We start from the raw sequence: 23,204 nt of genomic DNA on the forward strand, positions 1-23,204 counted from the left end.
GGATGGTCCGGATTCCCGTCAACCCATTGAACGACCACCTCGGAGCCGATCCGAGGCAGCGTGCTCATGCCTTGACCGCCACCCGCCCAGCCGCTCGACACGCGCACCCACGTCGTGTACTTGCCCTCTCGATCCCAATGAAATTGCAGCAGCACGCGCCCGTACTCGTCGGTATAGAGGCTCTCGCCTTCGGGCCCGACCACGATCGCCGTCTGCGGCGCCAAGATGCGTGTATCGACGCTGTTGAATCCTCGCATCGGCCGCCACGGCGTGGTTTTCTTCACGCACGTAAATCGGTTGCTATACGTCGCCTGCGCGCCGACGCCCTGAAGGTAGTTGTTCGTGGCAACGTGATGCGCGAAGGTAATCAGATATTCATCGTCGTAGGGGCTGCGGCTGATCGAATCTCCAAAGCGGTCGGTCAATTGAAACCACCGCCCCGGCATCACGAAGCGGTTGTTGCCGGTAGCCTCCCACTGTCGAGCAACTGCCTCGATGGCTTCGATGCGGCGGCTCGTTTGCCACTCCCCATCTTCCCAGTCGCGGTGCGCATATTGGCCCGCATAGTCGTACCACTCCAGCTTCTGCTGCCCGCGATCACTCGCCCATGCGTCCGTGCGCGCATCGACGAACCCACCGGTGCGCGCATTCAGATGCGGCATGGCCTTGAAGTCGGTGGTCGACTCGCCGATGTGCGTGGACGTGACTTGTTGCATGAACGACCACGTTCGGACCCCGTCCGCCTCCTGCGAACCGGCTTTGTCCTGGTAAGGAATCTTGGGGCTTTCGCCATCGATGGCCGGCTCCAGGCGCGCCGGATCGGAGATGATCAGCGTGTGCTGCGTCGCCGTGTGCTCGTACCAGTAGCACAGCCCCATGTGCTCCCAGCGGCGGTGGACGTAGTTATGGTCGTGCTCGCCGAACTGGCACGCCATCGTCATCTCGGGGTCCTTCTGACGGACCGTCCACTGCCAGACCGCCAGCGTGCCGTAATCGGCGAAGATCGTGGCGGTTTGGCCACCGATGCTCTCATCCAAGAACAGCCGGTTGTTCTTGCGCAGCGTCAGATAACGGGTCCACGGGCCCATCTCCGCTTCGTAAAAAACGATGCCTCCATCGGTTCGCACGAGCCGAAACGAGAAGATGTGTCCGTTGAAATATCGGTAGCTGCCGTCGTTGCGCAGCAATTTCACCGTAATAAGCTTGCCCACGAACTCATTCGGATCGAGCTTGACGTTATCCGACAGGATCTCGATCACGAATCGGAAATCGCGCGAAAGCGATTCCTCGCCTTCGAGGCGATTCACCAATAGGATCTCGTACGGGGCATTGTCATCCGGGAACGACAGCGTCAATAGCCGGTTGTGCTGCATCCCCGCGGCGATCTTGCGCAGATCTTGGACAGACAAGTTCGTATTCATTGGCACGCCTAATGAAGCACTCCGCATTCAGAGGCGGGCGATTTTACACAGTTTTTTCTCCGGCGCAACGGAGTTAAAGCATTATGGGACGCTCGCATTTTCGAGCAATAATTGCTGCAGCGTTTTTGAGATAGTAGTTTTTCCCGATCGCACTCATTATGGCTGCAGCAGTTATGCCTCACGCCAACTTACCCTACTATAGTCGTATTTCCGATCTGCTTTGTTTCGCTATGGGCGCTGTTATATCGCGTTCAACGCGCCGTCGATGGCGTCCGTCGTTAGAGTCGGCACGGCTTTTAGGTTTACGTCGAAGCAGCAGGCGAAGAGATGTGGGTAGGGTGGGCAGGTGAAGCTGTCATAACGCTCGGGAGACGTGCGCGTATGAATCGATCGCGCTCGCGCTTTGCCATTGCTCGAGCGATCGCTTCGTGAGGCTCGCCGCGAAAGCGGGGATCTGCGCGGCGGGTAGCCCCGGTGCAAAAAAGTAACCTTGCACCAGCGAACAGCCGTGGGCGATCAAAAACGCCAACTGATCGTCGCGTTCGACGCCTTCGGCCACGATTTGAAAATCCAGGCTCTGCGCGAGCGCCAGGATAGCGCGGATGATCGCTTCATCCGCGCGGCTCGCACCGATGCCGCGGACGAACGACATGTCGATCTTGAGCCGGTCCGCGTGGAAGGTGCGCAAGTACGACAGGCTCGAGTAGCCGATGCCGAAATCGTCGATCGCGATCGATACGCCGATGTCGTTGAGCGCACGCAACGTCGGTAGTGCCCCCGGTGCGACGAGGGCGCCCTCGGTAATTTCGAGCTCGATGCGGTGTGGCGCCAACTCGGACGCGGCGAGCTCGCGGCAGACGGTGTCACAGAAATCGGGGCGTGCCAGTTGACGGGGCGATACGTTGACCGACATGCGCAGCCCCGGCAGTTCTCGCTCCCATCGCTTCGCCTGCGCGCAGGCGGTGCGCAGCACCCATTCGCCGATTGGCCCGATCATGCCGTTCTCCTCAGCCAGAGGGATGAACGTCGCGGGGCTGATGGCACCGGCCTCCGGGTCATGCCAGCGAATCAGCGCCTCGACGCCGCTCATGCACGGCCCGCGTGCATCGATTTGCGGTTGATAGACGAGCTCGAACGCGTTGCGCTCGACGGCGTCACGCAGTTTGCGCGAGAGCGCGATGCGCCGATCGGCCGCGGACGCCAGCGTTTGCTTGAAGCGCTCGACGCCGTTGCGCCCCCGCGACTTGACTTGATACATCGCGAGATCGGCATGCTTCAAAAGCGCATCGGCATCGGCCCCGTCGTCGGGATAACACGCGATGCCGATGCTCATCTGTACGTGCAGTTGCATGTCGTCGATCTGCACGGGCATGTCGAAGGCGCGGCCGATGCGATTGAGCAGCGTGGCGAGACGATCGTTTTGATGCGGACGCGCGAGCATCGCCACGAACTCGTCGCCGCCGTAGCGCGTGACCACGCATTCGGCATCCACGCAGCGGGACAGGCGTTGCGCGGCTTCGTGCAGCAGCCGATCGCCGGCGCCGTGGCCGAGGCTGTCGTTGACGTCCTTGAAGTGATCGAGGTCCATGAAGAGCAGTGCGAAATCGCGCCGCTCCTCGATCGACTGGTCGAGCAGTTCGCGCAACGTGACGCGGTTCGGCAGTCCCGTCAACTCGTCGCGTCGGGCTTGAGCAACGAGCCGATTGCGCGCGTCGATTTTTTCGGTAACGTCGATGGCCGTGATGAAGCACGCCTCGCGCTTGGCATACGTGAGCAGGTGGTACGACAAGTCCACGTAAAGCGAGCTTTGATCGGCGCGCCGATGCCGGCAGACGCCTGCCGCACCGCTGCGCGTGCCGGCTTCCCGCAGGCTGCGCAGGTCGTGCAGAAATGACGGCACGTCGGCCGGTGCGTAGAGCGACGGCATGTCGAGCGCGCAAAGCGCGTCGCGCGTGTGACCGTACTGCAGTTCGGCGGCGCGGTTCGCCGTGATGATGTCTAGCGTCTCGACGTCGAAGATGAGCATCGGGAGCGGGTGATTGTCGAAGTACTCGCGGAACCGCCGCTCGTTCTCGGCCTCGATCAAAGAGATCCGCTGCCGCGCGAGTCCGGCACGGTAGTGAGCGAGGAAGGCGTAGCCGAGGAGCAGGCACGCAGCCATGCCCGTCAGTGCGAGCACGATGCCTTCGATCGCCATATGCCGGCTTGCGCTCTCCGACGCGGAACGAAGGATTTCAGTCTGGGCTTGCCGGCGATCGTCGAGCTGGGCGGCGATTTGCGCAAGCAACCGATTCGCGCGAATGAGCTTTGCGCTATCGATCGATGCGCGGCCGTCGGCGATGCGCGCATTGACGGCGATTTCCGCGAGCAGCCATACCCAGTGCGCGGTCTCGTCACGCAGCAGCCGAATGGCGGCCGTGCCTTCCGGGTCGTTCGCATAGCTTCGCTCTAGCCGCCTGAAACATCGGATGGCCTTGCCCACACGCGGCACCTGCCATGCGTACGACGCGACTCGGGCGCTGCCGAGCCCTTCCAGGAAGTCGGCGTTGGCGCTCAGATAAAGGGCCTGCAGGGTGTCGATGTCATTGCGCGTGCGAATCGCATGGATGCGCTGCGCATTCGAGTGTGTGCGCCATGCCACCGTGTATCCGACGCCTGCTGACAGCAGTGTCAGCCCGGCAAACACCATCGCGAGCGTCATCGGCAGCCGCCGATCCATGCTCGCGTAGCGCTGCCGCCACCCCAAAACGGTGTGCGCAAGACCGGAATAGAGGGCCGATATCATCAAGCGTAGTGGGGCGGTATAAACGACAATTGACGAGCACGTTTCACGCCGGACGCGGGTCTTGCTGGAATAGGCTTTTACCGCGGAGCGTGGGGCCGCGCTGTGGTCTCCTTATTGGTTATCGGAATGTGCGGCGAAAACTTCAGTGCGATGGCGGAAGTTCTCGCCGATTAGAGCCCGGCGTCGGCATTGGACGGCTACGTGGGGAACGAGCGGTGGCGAGGCGGCGCCATGTTCGGCACCGCTCTTGGGAATGAGGATGTTGCTAGGTTGATGAAGTGCACCGCGGACCCTCGCGATGCGATGCGCGCGTCACTGAATGCAAATGAGGCTTAGATCGACGGTCCGGCGAAAAACGCTCCGGTTCAACCACGGCACGAACGTGTACTCGTGATATGCGTGCGCGGAAACATGGATCCAATGACTGAGGACGTTCTGCATGGTCTTACCCGTCGATCGATTCGCCGCTGCGCCTGTGAGTTGCTTCGGGGCACGGAGGACAAAGCCGATCCGCACTGCGCAAAACCATCTTCCCACGTTGAGGCAGCTTACCGCCGTAAGCGTGGCGTTCGTCGCTTACGGCATGGCCGGATATCGGCCATGAGACAAAGGTAAGCCTCTCTCGCCTCGGCCACCATTCTACGAATGGTTTGACTATCTCCTGCCTTGGCATGCCGCGTTCATACGCGCGTATATCCGTAGCGGACCCGAGGCCGGTAACGTCATCCCGGCGTTACCCTGGCATCAGCCTTTAGGCAGCGAGATTCGATCGGCCGCGCGTCCGTTGGACAGGAGGCACATGAGCGGGACATGCACAGCAGGGACCGTTCGCCGCCGGAGGGAATTGGGCCGGCTGCGGCCATGCATGACGACGAACGACGAGCGCCGCCGGTTTCGATGAGGGCGGGCACTGCCCCGCTGTATTTTGGTCGGCATGGCGCTTCTCGGGAAAAAATGGCAATTACGTCGCGCAAATCAGGGCAGACGATTGGATGCCGGCTTTTGATTTTCGTGATCAGGCTCCGCCGGTCGCGCGGGAAAGCGACATCTTCACGATATAAAACCTCGAGACAACGCGCAAACCTACGATAGGCTGAACGGACTGCAACGATAGAGTTAGCCGATCATCCTTCCGTATAGTGTGCGTTCGCTTGCCCGCGGCCTAGACTGCCATCATGAATACGTGCCAGATATAGATCTGATCACGCTGCGTCGTGCATTGCAGCGAGGAGTGCCGTATGGGTGCGGGGCGAATCGTTTCGATCGTCGATGATGACGAAGCCGTCCGTCTGGCGGTCGTAAGCCTCGTTCGCTCGTTGGGATGGGAAGCGCGGCCTTTTGCGTCGGCCGAGGCGTTTCTCGCTTCTTCGCAAATCGGCGAAACGACCTGCTTGATCTCCGACGACCGGATGTCGGGCATATCGGGCACGGCGATGTACGACCGGCTGCTGCAACGCGGCTATACCACGCCCGTCATTTTCATCACGGCGTTTCCGACTCCCGCGTTGCGCGCCAAAATCGGCACCGACTGGGTGCTCGCCGTCGTCGAGAAACCCTTCGACGCGCGCACGATCGAGCATTGGCTCAACGTTGCTTCGAACCGTCCGTGATGCCGGGGGCGGGCGGCGGCTTGGTGCGCAGCGCCTCGGCTTTTCTGACCAAGTCGGCCACCGAGCGGGCGCCCATCTTTCTCATCACCTGCCCGCGATGAATCTTCACGGTGATCTCGCTGAGATTCAGTTCCGACGCAATCTGCTTGTTCAGGAGGCCGGCTACGACGAACTCCATGACTTCGCGTTCGCGCGACGTCAGCGAATCGTAAGCCGTGCACAGCACGGCAATCGATTGCTCGGAGGCGAGACGTTCGGCGTCCCGCGCCAACGCGCTCGACACGGCGTCGAGCATGTCCTGATCGCGAAACGGCTTGGCAAGGAAATCGACGGCGCCGGCCTTCATCGCCTTGACGGTCATGGCGATGTCACCGTGACCCGTGATGAAGACGATCGGCATGCGCAGGCTGCGCCGCGCCAACTCTTCCTGAAACGCGAGTCCGCTTTCTCCGCGCAACCGCACGTCGAGCACTAGGCAACTCGGCGTTTCGCGCTTCGGAAACGCGAGGAACGCCTGTGACGATTCGAATATTTCGACGTGCAATCCCGTGGAACGAAACAGGCTGCTCAGCGCCAATCGCATCGCTTCGTCGTCGTCCAATACGTACACGACCGGTCGCTGCTCTTGCGCCGGGCCGCCAGCCGATGTTGGATCGGAAGCCAGACTCATCCCATGCCCCTTGCTCAAGCGCATTCGTCCGATGAAAGCGCGCACCGCGCCCTGACGATGCCCATTTTACGCGCAAGAAATGTGCGGCAGACGTGTCTTTCGGCCCAAGCGCTGCGATAGTATGTGGTTCCAGGCTCATTCGATGAGCCGTTTGGATTCGCGTTCGATGATGGTCGATCGACCCCGGCGGGGCCCATGCGGGAATGGCATGCGAGGCTGGTTTCCGGCATGTCTCAGGGTCCTTGTGTGCATGCTTTTTTCGAGTGCCGTGGCGCTTGGTTTGGCTCAGGCTTCCGCGCCTCAGGCCACGATCGCGTCAAGCAGCAGCCTTGCCGCGGCCAAACGTATCGTCGATGCCGCGGCGCAACCCGCCCCCCCTTGGAACGGGCCCCGTACCGGGCCGCGCGCGCAACCGGGCAAGCACGTCGTCGTCGTTGCCGAGGATCTGCGCAACGGCGGCATCCTCGGCGTCGTCGACGGGCTGCTCGAGGCCGCCAAGGTGACGGCCTGGAACGTGAAAGTATTCGATGCGGCCGGCAAGCCCGATCTCCGGCTCAAGATGCTCTCGAACGCGCTGGCGGGGCACCCGGACGGACTGATCATCGTCGGCGGCGATGCCCACGCGCTGCTGCCGGGGCTCGCGCCGTTTGCGAAGCTAAGCATCCCGATCGTCGGCTGGCATGTCGCCGCGAAGGCGGGGCCGGTATCCGGCACCCCCGTGGCGATGAACGTTTCCACCGATCCCCTCGAAGTCGCCCGCGTCACCGCGCTGGCGGCGATCGTGCAATCGGACGAGCACGCGGGTGTCGTCATTTTTACCGACTCGAACTTTCGAGTGGCGCAAGACAAAGCCGATGAAATGGCAGCCGTCATTCGGGCGTGCAGCGGCTGCACATTGCTCGACGTGCGTGACGTTGCCATTTCGCGAGCCGAGGAACTGATGCCCGGCGAGACGCGCGCCTTGCTCGCGCAGTACGGCAAGCGATGGACCTACGCGCTCGCGATCAACGATATCTACTTCGACTATGCGGTGCCCATTTTGACGCAGGCCGGAATCCCGAACGACGCGATGGCGATGCTGTCGGCCGGCGACGGCAGCGAATCGGCGTTTCTGCGCATCCGCAATGGTACATTCCAGACCGCCACGGTGGCTGAGCCGCTCAATCTGCATGGCTGGCAGTTGATCGACGAGATGAACCGGCTTTTCGAGGGGCAGCCCGTCACCGGTTACGTGTTTCCGGTCCATTTGGTGACGGTGGGCAACGTCGGTGCCGACGGCGGCGACCATTTGCTTTACGATCCTGCCAACGGCTACCGCGACATTTATCGGCACATCTGGCAACGTCCGTGAAACTATCGTTTCCCCAGTCCCTCACCGCGCAATTCGCGCTGTTTGCGTCATGCTTGACGGCCCTGGTGGTGGCACTCGCAGCCACGTCCCTCTATTCGTTGACGAGTTCGACCCACGCGTTGCGCCAGTTGGCCGAAGACCGGCTCGGGCGGCTGCAAGACTCGCAGGATTTGGCCAGGCAAACGCTGACGATCGAACGGATGGCGTTGCAGCTCTCGAGCGACAAGACCATCGACGCCGTGCGCGAGACGCAGCGCCAGCTCATCGAGCATCTCGCGTCGTTCGACCGCCTCGTCGACGCATTGGCCACCGCGACGCCGACGCGCGAAGACATCGGCGTCGATACGCTCGCGCTGCATAGGTCGAGCCAACGCTTCCGCAATACGGTCAACATCGAGGCGCAGTTGCGCGAAACGGCATTGGCGGCACGCCTTGCGGGCGCCGCGCCGCCGCCCGACACGTCGTTGGCGCGCTTGGACGAGGATCTGCATCTGCAGGCCGATATGCTGGCCGTTGCGGCGCGCGAGCAATCCGTCCATTTCACGAGCGAATACCGCAAGGCCGTTCAGGACCTGGCCGACCGATCCGATCGCACGCGTGCCTGGGTGGTCGGCGAGGTGGCGGTGAGCGTGTTGCTGGCCTGGGTCATGGCGCAGGTGTTTCTCGGCCGCCGCGTCATGGGCCGGTTGCGCCGGGTCAGTCGCAGCCTGCGGCATGGCGATGCCGACGGCGAGCTCGAGGTGCCGGTGCATGGCCGGGACGAGATCGCCGATATGGCGCGCGCAGTGGAGCAGTTCCTCGAGGATCGGCGTCAACGCAAGCAGGCCGAGGAGGCACTGAAGGCGCTCAACGCCGAACTCGAGGCTCGCGTCGCGCAGCGCACGGAGGAACTGAGTTCCGCGCTGGCGGGCCGCACTGCGGAGATCGTGATTCGGCAACGCGCGGAGGAAGCCGCGCGGGCCAGCGAGCACTTCCTGAACAATATCATCGAGAACATTCCCGACACGATTTTCGTCAAGGAGGCGGCGACGCTGCGCTTCGTGCGCCTGAACAAGGCGGGCGAGCAACTGCTCGGCTGCCGCCGAGAGGAACTGCTCGGCAAGTCCGTCCACGATTTATTCCCCGCGCCGGAGGCCGAATTCTTCGATGCCAAGGATCGCGACGTCCTCGAATCGCGCGAGATGATCAATATCCCCGAAGAATCGGTGCTCACGCGCCACGGGCCGCGGCTCGTGCATACGATGAAGATCCCGATTCTCGACGTGCGCGGCGAACCGCAGTTCCTGCTCGGCATTTCCCGCGACATCACGGAGCGCAAGCGCGCGGAGGCTGAATTGCGTGAGAGCGAGCGGCGCTATCGGGAGGTTCAAACGGCGCTTGCGCACGCGAATCGCGTGACGACGATGGGGCAACTCATGGCCTCGATCAGCCATGAGATCAAGCAGCCGATCGCGGCGAGCACCACGAATGCACACGCCGGGCTGCTATGGCTGCGCGCCGAGCCGCCAAATCTGGACGAGGTGCGGCAGGCGTTCGAGCGTATCGACAAGGACATGAAGCGCGCCAGCGACGTCATCAACCGCATTCACGGCCTCGTCAAAAAGGCGCCGCCGGCCATGCAGAAGCTGCGAATCAACGAAGCGATCGGGGAAGTCGTCGCGCTCATGCGCAGCGAAATCGCGAAGCATGGCGTCTGCCTCAAAACGGAGCTCGCGCACGATTTGCCGTTCGTTCAAGGCGATCGCGTGGCGCTGCAGCAGGTGATCCTGAATCTGATTCTCAACGCCGTTGAAGCGATGGATGCCGTCGGCGAGCATGCCAGAGACATGGCGATCGGCACCACCGAGGATGGCGCCGATGCCGTCGTCGTCTCCGTCCGCGATTCCGGGCCGGGGTTGGCGGCCGATGACACGGAGCAGCTCTTCGAGCCGTTTTACACGTCGAAGGCGAGCGGAATGGGCATGGGACTGTCGATTTGCCGGTCGATCGTGCAAGCGCATGGGGGCAAATTGTGGGCGAGCCCCAACGTGCCGCGCGGCGCGGTGTTTCAGTTCACGGTGCCCGTCGTCCGCGCATCGATCGAATGAGCCGTGATTGCCGGAGCGGCGGGCGTTCCAGTGCTCGGCACTCAATTGAGCACGCCTACCGGCGGCTCGTGCCGCTCGCTGCGCAGCGAGAACGGACGCTCGACGCTGGCGAACAGCATGGCCGATGCGACGATCGTGATCAGGTAGAGGGGCGCGAGCAGCGCGATGGCCATGATCGCCTCGTGGCCCGTTGGCGGCCGCCAGCGCATCAAGACGAGAAACGCGGCTTTGAGCACGATGCCATGGAGGAGGTAGTACGAATAGCTCATGTTGCCCAGCCACCGGATAGGCCATGCCGACAGTCGTTTCGACATGCTCGATGCCGGCTCGGAGAAGCACGCGAAGCAAAACAGCGTCAATGCGATCAAGAGCATCACGGCATGCATTGCGTCGAGCGTGCGGGTTCCGGCGGGAAGGAGCATGGAAGCGAACGCGGCGATGAGCGCAATCGGGGCGAGGAGCGGCCAATGGATGCCTCTGTCCTTCGCGTCGTACAGCGCGGCCCCGCCGAGAAACATGATCGCGCGGACGGGACCTCCGACGATGCAAGCTGCCAGCGCGCCGAGTGCGGCAAGCGACAGAAGGAGCGCGATGCGCGGTCCACGGCGCCAGCGGTAGAGCGCCAACCCGCTGACCAAAGCTGGGATGACGATGTAGTACAGCATCTCGTAGCTGAGCGACCATGCCACGGGGATCATCCGAGGAATCGGGAAGATGCCCGGCAACAGCAGGGCGTTTTGCACGAGAAAGCTCAGGGCCGGCCAGAATCCCGCAGGAATCTTGCTTTCGTGCGGCATGGCGAACGAGAGCAATACGTAGATAGAAAAAACCGCCAAGAATGCAGGATAAATTCGCCTAATTCGTCGTTTCATGAATGCAAAATACGGCGGACATTTGAGTGCGGCGCCGTAAATCAAATAGCCGCTTAAGACAAAAAATAGATCGACTCCGGCGTTGCCGATTTGGTGCAGCGCCTGCATGATTGGGGCCATCCCGGAATGCGATACGTACGGGAAGCAGAGCGTTGCGTAGTGAACGCAGAACACCGCGGTCACGGCCAATCCGCGCATACCCTCCATGCTGCGGACGTTTGCGCCATTGCCGCGGCCGAGCTCGAACGTCTCTCGGCACCATCTCCAGAGCTTCGACATAGGTTTTCCCGATGCATGGCCGCATGCATGTAACGGATTGCCCGTTGGAGTGAATGCGGCAGATACGTAAATAGCGACGCGGTCTGCGCGATGCGGGCAGATCGGACAATTTCAGGTTATTGGAGAAGAGCTGATTCGAGGCGAATTCTTCTTTCTTTTTTATTTCTATGTCAAGTGCGAAAGAAGAATTCGAATTGAGATGTTACCGATGAATCCTGGGTCGTCATCGGCATTGTGGCGATAATTTCGTAATGGCCGCGGCGCGTCGCAATTGAAAGAGCCGTGGCCCGCCGCTCGGTTACGCGCCTCGGAGCACGCCGAGGCGAGCAAGGCGGCCCGGCACGGGTATCGCCTCGCCGGCGATCCAGCGGCGCGCCTGCTCCGCTTCTTCGGTGCTGACGGCCAATCCGTTCCCTAGCGTTTCGCAGGGCACGAATGTGCTTGCACCTTCGTCGGCACCGCATGCCAGCGCCGCTGCGCACGCCGGGCTCGACGCGCGGCGCGGGCCTGTTTCATCGTAGCCGCCCGCGTGCGCGAACGGTGTCAACGTGCCGCTCGCCACGAGAAAAAGCAGGTTCTGCAAGATTTCGCGCCGGTTCCGGCTATTGGCGCCGAGACGTGCGACGATTTCGCCAACGGGCATTGCGCCCTGCCGCATCAACCCACGCAGGTCGGCAATGAACTCGGCCTGAAAGCTCAGCGCGCCGCGCGGTATCGTCACGCGCGCGTCGATCTGCTCGATATCCGTCGCGCAGCCGATCGCGGTCTGTTCGAGATGGCGCAATGCCTGAGCCGGCGTCTGGCGCGTTTGGCTCGCCTGCGCGTCACGCACGAACACGTCGCGGCGAAACCGTCGATTCGCGGCGAAGTCCTCGGCGAGATGCCGCAACCGCGCATTGGGCAATGCGGCGATCGCCTCGGCCGCCTGGCGGTCCATCAGCAGCGCCGGGTGGTTGTCCGCGAGGGTTGCGCTGCCCGCGTATGCCAGGCCTGCCGCTTCCATCTCGTCGAGGACGTCCACCGAGTAGTGGACCTCCCAGGCCCGGTTCAGGTATTCGTGCGCGAGGTAGTCGACCGGGCTGTCCACGAGTGCCTGCAACGCATGGATCGTATGCGGATTGTCGCGGAAGTAACGAAAGCTCGGGTTGCCGAGCGTTCGCATGCCGGCGATTGCGCTCGCGGCGCGCGCTTCGATGCCGCCGTCGGCCGCCTGCGTCAATTCGAGCATGAGCTTGCGCAGCGGCGCCTCGGCGGACCAGCCCGGCTGGCAGTTGTAGCTGAGGTAGACGAGCCCCTCGTCGGCCAGTTGGCGGGAGATCAACTGCCGTACCGTGCGCCGAACGCCGGCATCGACCCAACTGTAGATGCCGTGCATCACGATGAAGTCGAACGGCGGCAGATCCTTATCCAGCAGCGCCTCGAAGCTCGCTTCGTGGAAGACGACGTTGCCTATGCCGAGCCGCGCCGCGCGCCGCCGCGCGGCATCGATATGAGCCGGATTGACGTCGCAGGCATGAAATTCCGCATGCGCGAACGAGGCCGCATTGATGACCGTCGAATGCGCGAAGCCGCAGCCGAGATCCAGATAGCGGAACGGCTTGCCGAGATCCTTCGGCCGCGCACCGCCGAGCACGCTCGCGTAGGTCAGCCACGCTGGGGACAACTCGCGATGGAAGCGGTCCGGAAACGTCACGTCGTTCACGTAGCCGGAGAAAGGATCGGGTGTGGGCATGGGATCGAGGGTGGCGGTGCCGCACGAGCTTAGCATGCTGCCGCAGGGGTCGGTGAATTCCCTATGTCGCGGCGTTTTCGACGTCCAGCGCAGCGCGCGGCGACATCGCCGCAGGCGCGCGTTTCCGCCCGCAAATGCCCGGCACCAAATGCTTGCGCAAGATTGCGCAAGCCCGTGACGTTTTCAATGACTGCTGCATAACCCGCGCTCATAACCCCAGGTATCGGAAAGGGCGAAGAAAATGTATCGGGATGCATCGAATTGGCTTGATACGCTTGATTCCATGCAATAGACGCCCTACAGCGATCGGCGACCGGTGCGACCGGTGCAGCCTTTTCTTGAACCTGCCAGTTGGGAAGACAGCATGCCCCCGAATCTGACATTCGCACCGCAGGACGTGGCTCCGTCGGGCGCGACCCAGGCGAAAGCCGTCTCGCCGGCTGCAAACTCGGCCGCGCTTGCCGGGACCGATATCCTGACGGTCCGCCATTTGTCGAAAATCTTCGGCGCGAAACCGGAACGCGCCGCCGAGCTGGTCAAGCAAGGCCTCGGCCGAGAAGAGGTTTTCAAACGCACGGGCAACATGGTGGCCGTCAATGACGTCAGCCTCAGCGTCAGAGCGGGCGAGATTTTCGTCATCATGGGCCTCTCGGGTTCCGGCAAATCGACGCTCGTGCGGCTGCTCAATCGATTGATCGAGCCGACGTCGGGCCAAGTCGTTCTCGAAGGACGCGACATCGCACCGATGTCCACGGTCGAGTTGCGCGAGGTTCGCCGCAAGAAGATGGCAATGGTGTTCCAGTCGTTCGCGCTGCTGCCCAATCGCACGGTGATCGACAATATTGCCTATGGGCTCGAAGTCGGCGGGATGAAGAAGGCCGAACGCTACGACATCGCCCGCGCGGCACTCACGCGCGTCGGCCTGGGTGCATACGAAAAGCTGCTGCCCGGCGAATTGTCGGGCGGGATGCAGCAGCGCGTCGGCCTGGCGCGTGCGCTTGCCGTGAATCCCTCCGTGCTGCTGATGGATGAAGCGTTCTCGGCACTGGACCCATTGATCCGGCATGAAATGCAAACGGAACTGCTGCGGCTTCAGAAGCAAGAGCAGCGGACCATCGTCTTCATTTCGCACGACATCGAAGAAGCCATCAAGATCGGCGGCCGCATCGGCATCATGAAAGACGGCTGCCTGATTCAGGTAGGCACGCCGGCCGAACTGATCCAGTCGCCCGCGGACGACTATGTGCGCGACTTCTTCCGCCATGTCGACGTCTCGCGCTTTCTGAAGGCCGATACCTTGTTGACCAAAATCGAACGAGGTGTGATTGCCGCGGACGTCGGTGCGCCGGCGGACCGTTACGTCAACCAGTTGATCGACAGCGGCGTCGAGTGCGGGTACGTGTGCGATCCGGCCGGCCGGTACCAAGGCTGCGTCACGCCCGCATCGCTGCACAAGGCCGGCGCGGGCCCCCTGCGCGACGCGTTGCTGCAAAACTTGAAGACGGTTACCCCCGACTCGGACTTGCACGAGTTGGCAGCCATTGCGTTGGCCCAAGAGCACGACGTGCCGGTGCTCGACGTCGCGGGCGCTCTGGCGGGCGTCGTTTCGTGCAGAACGATACTGAAGCAGGTTATGGAGCGGAGGGCAGCATGAATTCGTCGTCGTCGATCATTGGCCAGTTCGCCGAGAACGCCGTCAATTTCCTATTCAATCATTTCCAAGGCGGCTTCAATGCGTTTTCCGCCGCACTGGGTGCCGTCGTCAAACTACTCGAGGACGGCATCGGAGCCATTCCGTTCGCCGTCATGCTCGTCGCGCTGGTGGCGTTCGCGCTCTGGCGCCGCGGCATCGTCTTTTCGATTTTCGTCGGCGCGGCTCTACTGCTGATCGATTACATGCATTTGTGGCCGCAGACGGCCTCGACGTTGGCGCTCGTCGTCGCGGCGACGGTTTTCAGCTTGATCATCGGCGTGCCGCTCGGGATCTGGGGCGCTCGCAACGGCCGCGTCGAACTGATTCTGCGCTCGCTGCTCGATTTCATGCAGACGATGCCGGCTTTCGTCTACTTGATCCCGGCCGTCATCCTGTTCGGCTTGGGCCGCGTCCCCGCGGTGATCGCCACCGTGGTGTTCGCGATGCCCCCGGTCGTGCGTCTCACGACGCTCGGCATTCGCCAGGTCAGGGAAGAATTGTTGGAAGCGGGCCGCTCGTTCGGCAGCACGGATTCGCAATTGCTCTGGAAAATCCAGTTGCCGAACGCGATGCCATCGATCATGGCCGGCATCAATCAGACGATCATGATGTCGCTCTCGATGGTCGTCATCGCGTCGATGATCGGGGCGGGCGGGCTCGGCGAGTACGTGTTGAGCGGCATTCAACGGCTCGACATCGGCATCGGCTTCGAAGGCGGATTGGGTGTCGTGCTGCTGGCGATCGTGCTCGATCGGTTGACCGAGACGTTCGGCAAATCGAAAAAGAAGAAGGCGCGACGTATCGTCAAAGCTGCCAAGGCGGGCGGAAACGACGCGGCGGCCCGTACCTGAAGGTCGGGGCGACGATCGACCCGGCGTCGTCGATGCGACAGGCGGGCACCGAATCGCGTTCGGTAGCCGGTTCGTCGTAGCCGTTCGGTGGGATAGCCGGGGGAGTTGAAGGGGCGGGGAGACTGCATACAAGCGGCAGCACCTGTGACATGGTTCAAAACGACACGACGGTAGATTAGGAGTCCTAAATGAACGGCAATGTTTTCAAAGCACTGGTGACCAAAGCCGCCATGACAGCGGTGGCGGCTTTGAGTCTCGGTGTAGGGTCCGCTTCGGCTGCCGAGCCGATCAAGATGGCGGTGACCGACTGGGCGGATGTGCTGGCCACGGCGAACGTCGCGAAGTACGTCCTCGAGACGAAGCTGAACCAGCCGGTCAAGTTCGTCAATGCGGACATCGGTATTCAGTACGAGGGTGTTGCACGCGGCGACCTCGACATCATGGTAGGCGGCTGGCTGCCCGTTACGCATGCCGTGTACTACGCAAAGTACAAGAACGACATGGACGACGTCGGCATCATCTATACGGGTGGCAAGAACGGGTGGGCGGTGCCGGCCTACGTTCCGGAATCCGAACTGTCGTCGATTGCCGACCTGAACAAGCCGGACGTCAAGAGCAAGCTCGGCGACACGATTCAGGGGATCGGCCCCGGCGCGGGCCTGATGCAAGCTTCGGAAAAGACGGTTCAAGCCTACGGATTGTCGGGCTATCACCTGCAATCGTCGAGCGAAGCTGGGATGCTCGCCGCGGTGCAGCGTGCTTATCAGACGAAGCAATGGGTCGTTGCGACCGTTTGGAGCCCGCATTGGCTCTGGCAGAAGTGGAAGATGCGCTACCTGAAGGACCCGAAGGGGACGCTGGGCGGTGAGGAGCAGATCCACGCGTTCGCCTCGAAGCAGTTCGCCGGCAAGTTCCCACGCGCCGATGTGTTCTTCAAACATTTCAAGCTGAAGCTGTCCGATGTCGAGGCGATCGAATTCGACGGCAATTCGACGAACGACTATGCCACCGCTGCGAAGAAATTCGTCGATGCGCATCCGGACGAAGTGAAGGCTTGGCTGCAGCAATAAGTCGAACCTTGCGTTTCGCGAATGCCCGCCTGGCGGCAAACGACGTTGCGGGCGTTCGCGGACGCTGCTTCGACGCTTGGCGAGCGGGCGCGTGAGTGCCTGCCGCTTCAACGAGGGTCGCAGCTCTGCCGGGCTGCGTCGCACCAACACTTTCGGAGTGACCCGTGAACGAACACTCGCGCTTTTTTTCGGAAACGCTTCAGAGCCGAGACCCCGTCATCGCATCGGAAATCGCGCTCGAGTTGCGCCGCCAGCAAACTCAGATCGAACTGATCGCTTCCGAGAACATCGTCTCGGCCGCGGTGATGGAAGCGCAAGGGACGGTATTGACGAACAAGTACGCGGAAGGCTATCCCGCGAAGCGCTACTACGGCGGCTGTGAGCACGTCGACCGGATCGAGGCGCTCGCTATCGATCGCGTGAAGGCGCTGTTCGAAGCCGAATACGCGAATGTCCAGCCGCACTCGGGTGCCCAGGCGAACGGGGCGGTCATGCTCGCGCTGGTCAAGCCGGGCGAAACGGTCATGGGCATGTCGCTCGACGCCGGGGGGCATTTGACGCATGGCGCGCGTCCCGCGTTGTCGGGCAAGTGGTTCAACGCCGTGCAATACGGCGTCAGCCCGGAAACGCTGCGCATCGACTACGACAAGCTGCGCGCCCTGGCGCAAGAGCATCGCCCGAAGCTGATCATTGCCGGCTATTCGGCGTACCCGCGTGCCCTCGACTTCGCCGCGTTCCGCGACATCGCGGACAGCGTCGGCGCGCTGTTGATGGTCGACATGGCGCACATCGCGGGCATCGTCGCCACCGGAAGGCATGAGAATCCGGTTCGCTTCGCCGACGTCGTGACGTCGACGACGCATAAAACGCTGCGCGGTCCGCGCGGCGGTTTCATCCTCACGAACAACGGCGACATCGCCAAGAAGATCAATTCGGCGGTGTTCCCCGGATTGCAGGGCGGCCCGCTCATGCATGTCATCGCCGGCAAGGCGGTGGCGTTCGGCGAAGCGCTTCGCCCCGAGTTCACGACCTACATCGATCAGGTGCTGCGCAATGCGCAGGCGCTCGGCAACGTGCTGAAGGCGGGCGGACTGAGCCTCGTGACGGACGGCACCGACAACCATCTGCAACTGGTCGATCTGCGGCCGAAAGGCCTCACGGGGACGCAGGCCGAGAAGGCGCTCGAACGAGCCGGCATCACCTGCAACAAGAACGGCATTCCGTTCGATACGCAGAACCCCACGGTGACGTCGGGCATCCGTCTCGGTACCCCCGCCGGCACCACGCGCGGCTTCGGCACCGCTCAGTTCGAGCAGGTCGGTCAAATGATTCTTGAAGTGTTGTCGGCGCTGGAGCGTGACGCCAACGGCGACGAGCAGGTGGAGCGGGCGGTGCGTGCGCGCGTGAGAGACCTGTGCGGTCAGTTTCCGATTTATTCGCACGCGGTGGATGTCGTATGAGCCAAAGACCGCGATCGGCGATCGCCTTCCATCGCAGGCTGAAGCGAGCTGATCGACCTATTTGACGATGACTGAAGAGAGAGTGAAATGAGCTTCGAGGGCGTACATACCCCGCTGGTGACCCCGTTCAAAGCGGATGGCGAAATCGATCATGCGTTGCTCGGCAAGCACGCGGCCAATCTGGCCGGCCGTGTATCGGGCCTCGGCGTGGGCGGAACGACGGGCGAATACTATGCGTTGAGTTTCGTCGAGCGCGTGGCGACGTTCGAGACGGTTGCCGCTGCAGCCGGCGGCAAGACGTATTTGACGGCGGGCATCAATGCGACGACGACGCGCGAGGTGCTGCGCCTCGGCCAGGAAGCAAAGCGCGCCGGCATGCAAGCACTACTGTTGGCCGCGCCGTACTATGCGCAGCCCACGCAGGAAGAATTGCTGGCCCACCTGCTGAAGGTGGACGACGCGCTCGACATGCCGATCATGCTCTACAACTTCCCGGCGCGGACGGGAACGGAAATCAGCGACGACGTTCTCGAAAAACTGCTCGAGCGGCCGAATTTCCAAGCCATGAAGGAAAGCACGGGTGACGTCGCCCACCTGCATCACCTGGCCACGCATTTCAAGGACCGCTTGACGTTCAGTTGCGGCATGGACGACCAAGCGCTCGAATTCTTCGCCTGGGGGGCAAAAAGCTGGGTCGGCGGTGCCTCCAACTTCCTGCCGGAAGCGCATATGGCACTGTTCGATGCGTGCGTGAACAAAGGCGATTTCGCGTTGGGACGCAGGCTGATGGCTCAATTGCTGCCCGTGCTCGAATTGCTCGAGCGCAGCGGCAAGTTCATCCAATACGTTCGCTATGGCTGCGAGTTGGCGGGGCTGCCCGTCGGCGTGGCGCGGGCACCCCTGGGCGGTCTTTCCGACGGCGAACGCAGCGCATTCGCGCAGATCGTCGAACCGATGCTGAGCAACGCTCGATAGAAGACGTATGGCCTCGAAACTGCAATTCGCGCGCTTTCCCGCTCCCGACGGCGTGAATGGATGGTGGGAGTGCCTGCCGCCGGCCGCGCCGCCGCGGACGGTCTCGGCCGGCCACCGATTCGATTGGGTCGTCATCGGCGGAGGCATTACGGGATTATGCGCGGCGCGCCGCTTGGCCGAACTGGCTCCGGACGCTTCGATCGCCCTCGTGGAGGCGGACCGCATCGGGCGCACGACTGCCGGGCGCAATTCCGGTTTCTTCATCGATCTGCCGCACGACATCAGCAGCGAGAGCTACTCGCGCAGCGTCGAAGCCGACAAAGCCGACGTGCGGTTTCAACGCCACGGCATCGACTATGTGCGCTCGATCGTGCATCAGCACGGCATCGATTGCGATTGGCGCGACGACGGCAAGTTTCACGCGTCGGTCAACAAGAAGGGGCATGCCGCGCTATCGCACTTCGCGCTGGGCTTGGAACGCATAGACGAGCCGTTTCGCTGGCTCGACCAGGCCGAGATCGGCGAGGTCACGGGAACCGAGTTTTACCAGGACGCGCTGTTTACGCCCGGTTGCAGCACGGTTCAACCGGCGGTGCTGATGCGGGGCCTGGCAGCGACGCAGCCGGAGAACGTGACTGTCTTCGAAATGAGCGCCGTGAAGGATATCGACGATCGCGGTGACGTGAAAGTGCTGAGTTTCGCTCACGGAACGATCGCGACGAGACGCGTGATCCTTTGCACGAATGCCTATGCCGCGCGGTTCGGGGGACATCCGAATGGGCTCTTGCCGGTCTATACCTTCGCCTCGATGACGCGGGAGATGACGCGGGACGAGATCGCCGCGCTCGGCGGCATGCAGTCATGGGCGCTCATTCCGGCCGATCCGATGGGCACGACCGTGCGCCGCTTGTCGAGCAACCGCATCTGCATCCGCAATCACTTCGCGTTCAGGCCGGGCCTCGAAGTTTCTCAATCCGATCTCGCGAAGTCGAAGGCCTTGCATCAGCGCTCGTTCGACCGGCGCTTTCCGATGCTCGATCACCTCGAGATCGAATATACGTGGGGCGGCCCGCTGTGCCTGTCGGCCAACAACGGGGCGCTGTTCGGCCAGCGCAGCGACGGCATCTTCGAGGCGATCGGATGCAATGGTCTCGGCTTGAGCAGAGGGTCGGCGTCCGGCAAGCTCATCGCGGAACACGCGCTCGGACAATCGAACGACCTCGTTCGACAACTTCTGAACCAACCCCATCCGCGCTCGCTGCCGGCTCGCCCGATCGCCGACGTGGCCGTTTCGGCGACGATCTGGGTCAAGGAATTCGCGGCGGGCGCCGAACTGTAACTTTCAAGGACGAGACAATGGCGACTTATCAGGCATGGAAGCAGAGGGCGGAAGCGTTGCGGCTCGATGGCCGGGCGTTCATCGCCGGGCAGCGGTGCTCGGCCGCGTCGAACGAAACGTTCGACACGCTCAATCCGTCGACCGGGAAGGCATTGGCTGCGGTCGCGAAGTGCGAGGCGAAGGATGTCGATCGCGCGGTCATCGCGGCGCGGGAGGCGTTCGAAAACGGCGTCTGGTCGAAGGCGACGCCGGCGGGGCGCAAGGCCGTGCTGCTGCGTCTGGCGCAGTTGATTGACGATAACGCCGAAGAATTGGCCCTGCTCGAGGCGCTCGAAGCAGGCAAGCCGATCAGCGAATGCCTCGGCCTGGATATTCCGGAATCGGCCGCATGCATTCGCTGGCATGCGGAGACGACCGATAAGCGCTACGACGCACTGTCGCCCTCGGGCCCGAGCGTCGTCGGCATGATTACGCGTGAGCCGATCGGTGTCGTCGGAGCCGTGCTGCCTTGGAATTTCCCCGCGCTGATGCTCGCTTGGAAGATCGGCCCGGCTCTGTCCGTCGGCAATAGCGTGATCGTCAAGCCTGCGGAGCAGACCTCGCTTTCGACGTTGCGCATCGCCGATCTTGCCTTGGAAGCGGGTGTGCCCGCCGGCGTTTTCAGTGTCGTCACGGGTTTCGGCGAAGGAGCGGGGCAGGCGATCGGGCAGCATGGTGACATCGACCTCGTGGCATTCACGGGTTCGACGGAAACGGGCAAGCGCTTTCTGCGTTATTCGGCCGATACGAATCTCAAGCGCGTCGTATTGGAATGCGGCGGCAAGAATCCTCAGGTGGTGCTGCCCGACGTCTCCAATCTCGATGCGGTGGCCGAGAACGCGGTGGCCGCCGCGTTCTGGAACATGGGCGAAAACTGTAGCGCGGGATCGCGCATGCTCGTGCCGGCTTCGCGGAAGGCGGAATTGCTGAGCAACGTTGGGGCGGTGCTGGAGGGCTGGAAGACCGGCGATCCGCTCGATCCCGATGTGAAGCTCGGATCGTTGATCGAACGTGCACACTATGAAAAGGTGCTTGCGCACATCGAAAACGCGAAGGCCGAGGGGGCGCGTTTGGTATGTGGCGGCAAGGCTACGCTCACGGAAAGCGGCGGGTGGTTCGTCGAGCCCACGATCTTCGATAACGTGACGCCCGACATGACGATCGCGCGCGAGGAAGTGTTCGGCCCCGTGCTCTGCTTCATCGAGTACAGCGACGTCGACGACGCAGTGCGGATCGCAAACGATACGTGCTACGGGCTGGCCGCGTCGCTGTGGACGGACAACGTCAATCAAGCACATAAGATTGCCGCGCGCATTCGCGCGGGTACGGTCACCGTGAACTGCTTCGGCGAGGGCGATTTGTCCACGCCGTTCGGGGGCTTCAAGCAATCGGGGTTCGGCGGCCGCGACAAATCGATCTACGCTCACGACCAGTACTGCGAACTGAAGACGACCTGGCTGAAGCTCGATTGAGCGAGCGTTCGGCTCATCCTCAGCTCGGCATCCACGGCTGAGCCGGCGATTTGGGGCGCGGCGGGAATCGATCCCGCCGCGCCGTCTGTGTTTGCGGCGCCATTTCCTCTTTACCGGGCGATGCGACACCGGGGTAGCCCGCTCTTGTCAGGCGCGGGGTGCGATAGCAAACTATCAGAATTAATGTTTTCGCATTCGCGCCGTATTTCAGTGTGATTGCGACATGTCGACGCGATCGCTGAGGGTCGTCTGCCCCTTGGACCGCTTGGGTGGTCCGCTTCAAAGGTGATAGCAATGCAAAAAAAGCAGTTGTTTGCCGACCGGCTCCTCGCCCAGATGCCGTCGCTTCGTGCGTTGCGATGCTTCGTCACGGCGGCGCGATACGAGAGCTTCACGCAGGCGGCCGAGGTGCTGTGCGTGACGCAAGCGGCGATCAGCCGGCAAATCAAGGAACTCGAGGATTCGCTCGACGTCGCCCTGTTCGAGCGCACGGGGAGGCATATCGCGCTGACGGATGCGGGGCGCATTCTCTACAACGCGTCGTATCTCTCGATCATGAACATCGCAGAAGCGGCTGAAGCGGTGCGACGATCCGACAAGCATGCGCTGACCATTTGCGTCTCGCACACGTTTTCCGCGCTGTGGCTATCGTTCAGACTGCCCCAGTTCCGCAAGCTGCATCCCGACATCAAGCTGCACATCATGGTGACGGAGCACTTCATGGAGCTCGATGGGCTCATGGAGCCCGACGTCATCATCACGAAGATCCCGCCGCGCGAGGCGGAGTACGAGGTCGAACCGCTCTTTCACGACGTCGTCTATCCCGTCTGCAGTCCTTCGTTTTACGAGCGCCGTTTTCACGGCAGAGCGCTCAAGCCGTTGGATTTGCTTTCGCATCCGACGTTGAACCTGTCCTTGCTGGGTCGAGCGCAGGTTTGCGAGCACGTCGACTGGCGCGTATGGCGCAACTGGTTTCAGCACGGCGACGGCACCGACATGCTTGCCGAGAACGAGCATCTGGAAAGCAACGACTACCGTTTGCTCGTCGCCCAGGCCGAAGCAGGTGAGGGCACGCTGCTGGGCTGGCATCACTTGGTGCATCGCCAGATCGAATCGGGGCAACTGGTCCGCCCGGTCCAAGATGCACTGGTATTCAACGATCGCCATCACTACTTGATCGCGCACAAGAACGCCAAGCTCAGGCCGGAGTACCTGCGGTTTCGCGACTGGCTGCTCGAGGAAGTCGAGGCGATGATGCGCGAGTGGCATGGTGCCGAGGCCGGGATCGCGAAGTAGCAAGCTCGATCGTCGATGGCGCGCGCCGCGCGAAGGTTATCCCTAATTGCAATAAGGATGGCAAGTGGGCAAGTCGAACCGGACTTGCCCATTTTCGTTTTCAGTGAACACTGTGTAACCGCTCCCATTACCAAAAGTAGGGCATTGAGCGGAGAAAAAGTATAGAGACTCGAGAAATTGACTCGATAGTCTGCAAATGACG

The 23,204-nt window shown here is 62.3% G+C and carries 16 protein-coding genes; 11 read left to right on the top strand and 5 right to left on the bottom strand.

Features of this window, described 5'->3' with window-relative positions; translation table 11 throughout:
* Positions 1–1,421 (bottom strand): type VI secretion system Vgr family protein (locus tag ACTHNZ_RS07745; RefSeq protein WP_440541916.1); only part of this gene is annotated, 1,421 nt, incomplete at its 3' end.
* Positions 1,422–1,776: 355 nt separating this feature from the next.
* Positions 1,777–4,140 (bottom strand): putative bifunctional diguanylate cyclase/phosphodiesterase, encoded by a 2,364-nt coding sequence (locus ACTHNZ_RS07750; protein WP_440541917.1) that lies wholly within the window; start codon positions 4,138–4,140, stop codon positions 1,777–1,779.
* A 1,304-nt stretch (positions 4,141–5,444) separates the two neighbouring features.
* Here ACTHNZ_RS07750 and ACTHNZ_RS07755 point away from each other — a divergent pair.
* The gene (locus ACTHNZ_RS07755; RefSeq protein ID WP_440541918.1) at positions 5,445–5,816 is read left to right on the top strand and encodes a response regulator transcription factor; all 372 of its coding nucleotides are present in this window, start codon (positions 5,445–5,447) and stop codon (positions 5,814–5,816) included.
* On the opposite strand, the gene ACTHNZ_RS07760 is transcribed toward ACTHNZ_RS07755, so the two are convergent.
* The gene (locus ACTHNZ_RS07760; RefSeq protein WP_440541919.1) at positions 5,791–6,486 is read right to left on the bottom strand and encodes a response regulator transcription factor; all 696 of its coding nucleotides are present in this window, start codon (positions 6,484–6,486) and stop codon (positions 5,791–5,793) included. The genes ACTHNZ_RS07755 and ACTHNZ_RS07760 overlap by 26 nt on opposite strands.
* A 208-nt stretch (positions 6,487–6,694) precedes the next feature.
* On the opposite strand from ACTHNZ_RS07760, the gene ACTHNZ_RS07765 reads away from it, so the two are divergent.
* Together ACTHNZ_RS07765 and ACTHNZ_RS07770 are read left to right on the top strand one after the other, a co-directional pair.
* Positions 6,695–7,837 carry a substrate-binding domain-containing protein gene (locus ACTHNZ_RS07765; protein WP_440541920.1) on the top strand — a complete coding sequence of 381 codons (1,143 nt, stop codon included), beginning with the start codon at positions 6,695–6,697 and terminating at the stop codon, positions 7,835–7,837.
* A complete protein-coding gene (locus tag ACTHNZ_RS07770; protein WP_440541921.1) occupies positions 7,834–9,924 on the top strand; it encodes an ATP-binding protein in 2,091 nt (696 codons plus the stop codon). The genes ACTHNZ_RS07765 and ACTHNZ_RS07770 overlap by 4 nt, the downstream gene beginning before the upstream one ends.
* 41 nt (positions 9,925–9,965) lie before the next feature.
* Here the strand turns inward: ACTHNZ_RS07770 and ACTHNZ_RS07775 are convergent, their stop codons facing one another.
* Together ACTHNZ_RS07775 and ACTHNZ_RS07780 are read right to left on the bottom strand one after the other, a co-directional pair.
* Positions 9,966–11,075, bottom strand: a complete 1,110-nt coding sequence (locus tag ACTHNZ_RS07775; RefSeq protein WP_440541922.1) for an acyltransferase family protein — start codon at positions 11,073–11,075, stop codon at positions 9,966–9,968.
* 298 nt (positions 11,076–11,373) lie between these two features.
* Complete coding sequence (locus ACTHNZ_RS07780) at positions 11,374–12,807, bottom strand: class I SAM-dependent methyltransferase (protein ID WP_440541923.1); 1,434 nt, start codon at positions 12,805–12,807, stop codon at positions 11,374–11,376.
* Positions 12,808–13,171: 364 nt separating this feature from the next.
* Between ACTHNZ_RS07780 and ACTHNZ_RS07785 the strand changes: the two genes are divergently transcribed.
* The 8 genes from ACTHNZ_RS07785 (at position 13,172) to ACTHNZ_RS07820 (ending at position 23,002) form a co-directional block, all read left to right on the top strand.
* On the top strand, positions 13,172–14,461 hold the full coding sequence (locus ACTHNZ_RS07785) for a quaternary amine ABC transporter ATP-binding protein (RefSeq protein ID WP_440541924.1): 1,290 nt from the start codon (positions 13,172–13,174) through the stop codon (positions 14,459–14,461).
* Complete coding sequence (locus ACTHNZ_RS07790; RefSeq protein WP_440541925.1) at positions 14,458–15,351, top strand: ABC transporter permease; 894 nt, start codon at positions 14,458–14,460, stop codon at positions 15,349–15,351. The genes ACTHNZ_RS07785 and ACTHNZ_RS07790 overlap by 4 nt, the downstream gene beginning before the upstream one ends.
* A gap of 188 nt (positions 15,352–15,539) precedes the next feature.
* Positions 15,540–16,421: a glycine betaine ABC transporter substrate-binding protein gene (locus ACTHNZ_RS07795; protein WP_440541926.1), complete on the top strand. Its 882-nt coding sequence runs from the start codon at positions 15,540–15,542 to the stop codon at positions 16,419–16,421.
* Between the two features lie 164 nt (positions 16,422–16,585).
* The gene (glyA, locus tag ACTHNZ_RS07800; RefSeq protein WP_440541927.1) at positions 16,586–17,881 is read left to right on the top strand and encodes a serine hydroxymethyltransferase; all 1,296 of its coding nucleotides are present in this window, start codon (positions 16,586–16,588) and stop codon (positions 17,879–17,881) included.
* A gap of 87 nt (positions 17,882–17,968) precedes the next feature.
* Positions 17,969–18,856 (top strand): dihydrodipicolinate synthase family protein, encoded by an 888-nt coding sequence (locus ACTHNZ_RS07805; protein WP_440541928.1) that lies wholly within the window; start codon positions 17,969–17,971, stop codon positions 18,854–18,856.
* A gap of 7 nt (positions 18,857–18,863) precedes the next feature.
* On the top strand, positions 18,864–20,195 hold the full coding sequence (locus ACTHNZ_RS07810) for an NAD(P)/FAD-dependent oxidoreductase (protein WP_440541929.1): 1,332 nt from the start codon (positions 18,864–18,866) through the stop codon (positions 20,193–20,195).
* Positions 20,196–20,212: 17 nt separating this feature from the next.
* Positions 20,213–21,706: an aldehyde dehydrogenase gene (locus ACTHNZ_RS07815; protein ID WP_440541930.1), complete on the top strand. Its 1,494-nt coding sequence runs from the start codon at positions 20,213–20,215 to the stop codon at positions 21,704–21,706.
* A gap of 294 nt (positions 21,707–22,000) precedes the next feature.
* A complete protein-coding gene (locus tag ACTHNZ_RS07820; RefSeq protein ID WP_440541931.1) occupies positions 22,001–23,002 on the top strand; it encodes a LysR substrate-binding domain-containing protein in 1,002 nt (333 codons plus the stop codon).
* Positions 23,003–23,204 lie beyond the last annotated feature (202 nt).

Source organism: Trinickia sp., assembly GCF_051953955.1.
Lineage (GTDB): Bacteria > Pseudomonadota > Gammaproteobacteria > Burkholderiales > Burkholderiaceae > Trinickia.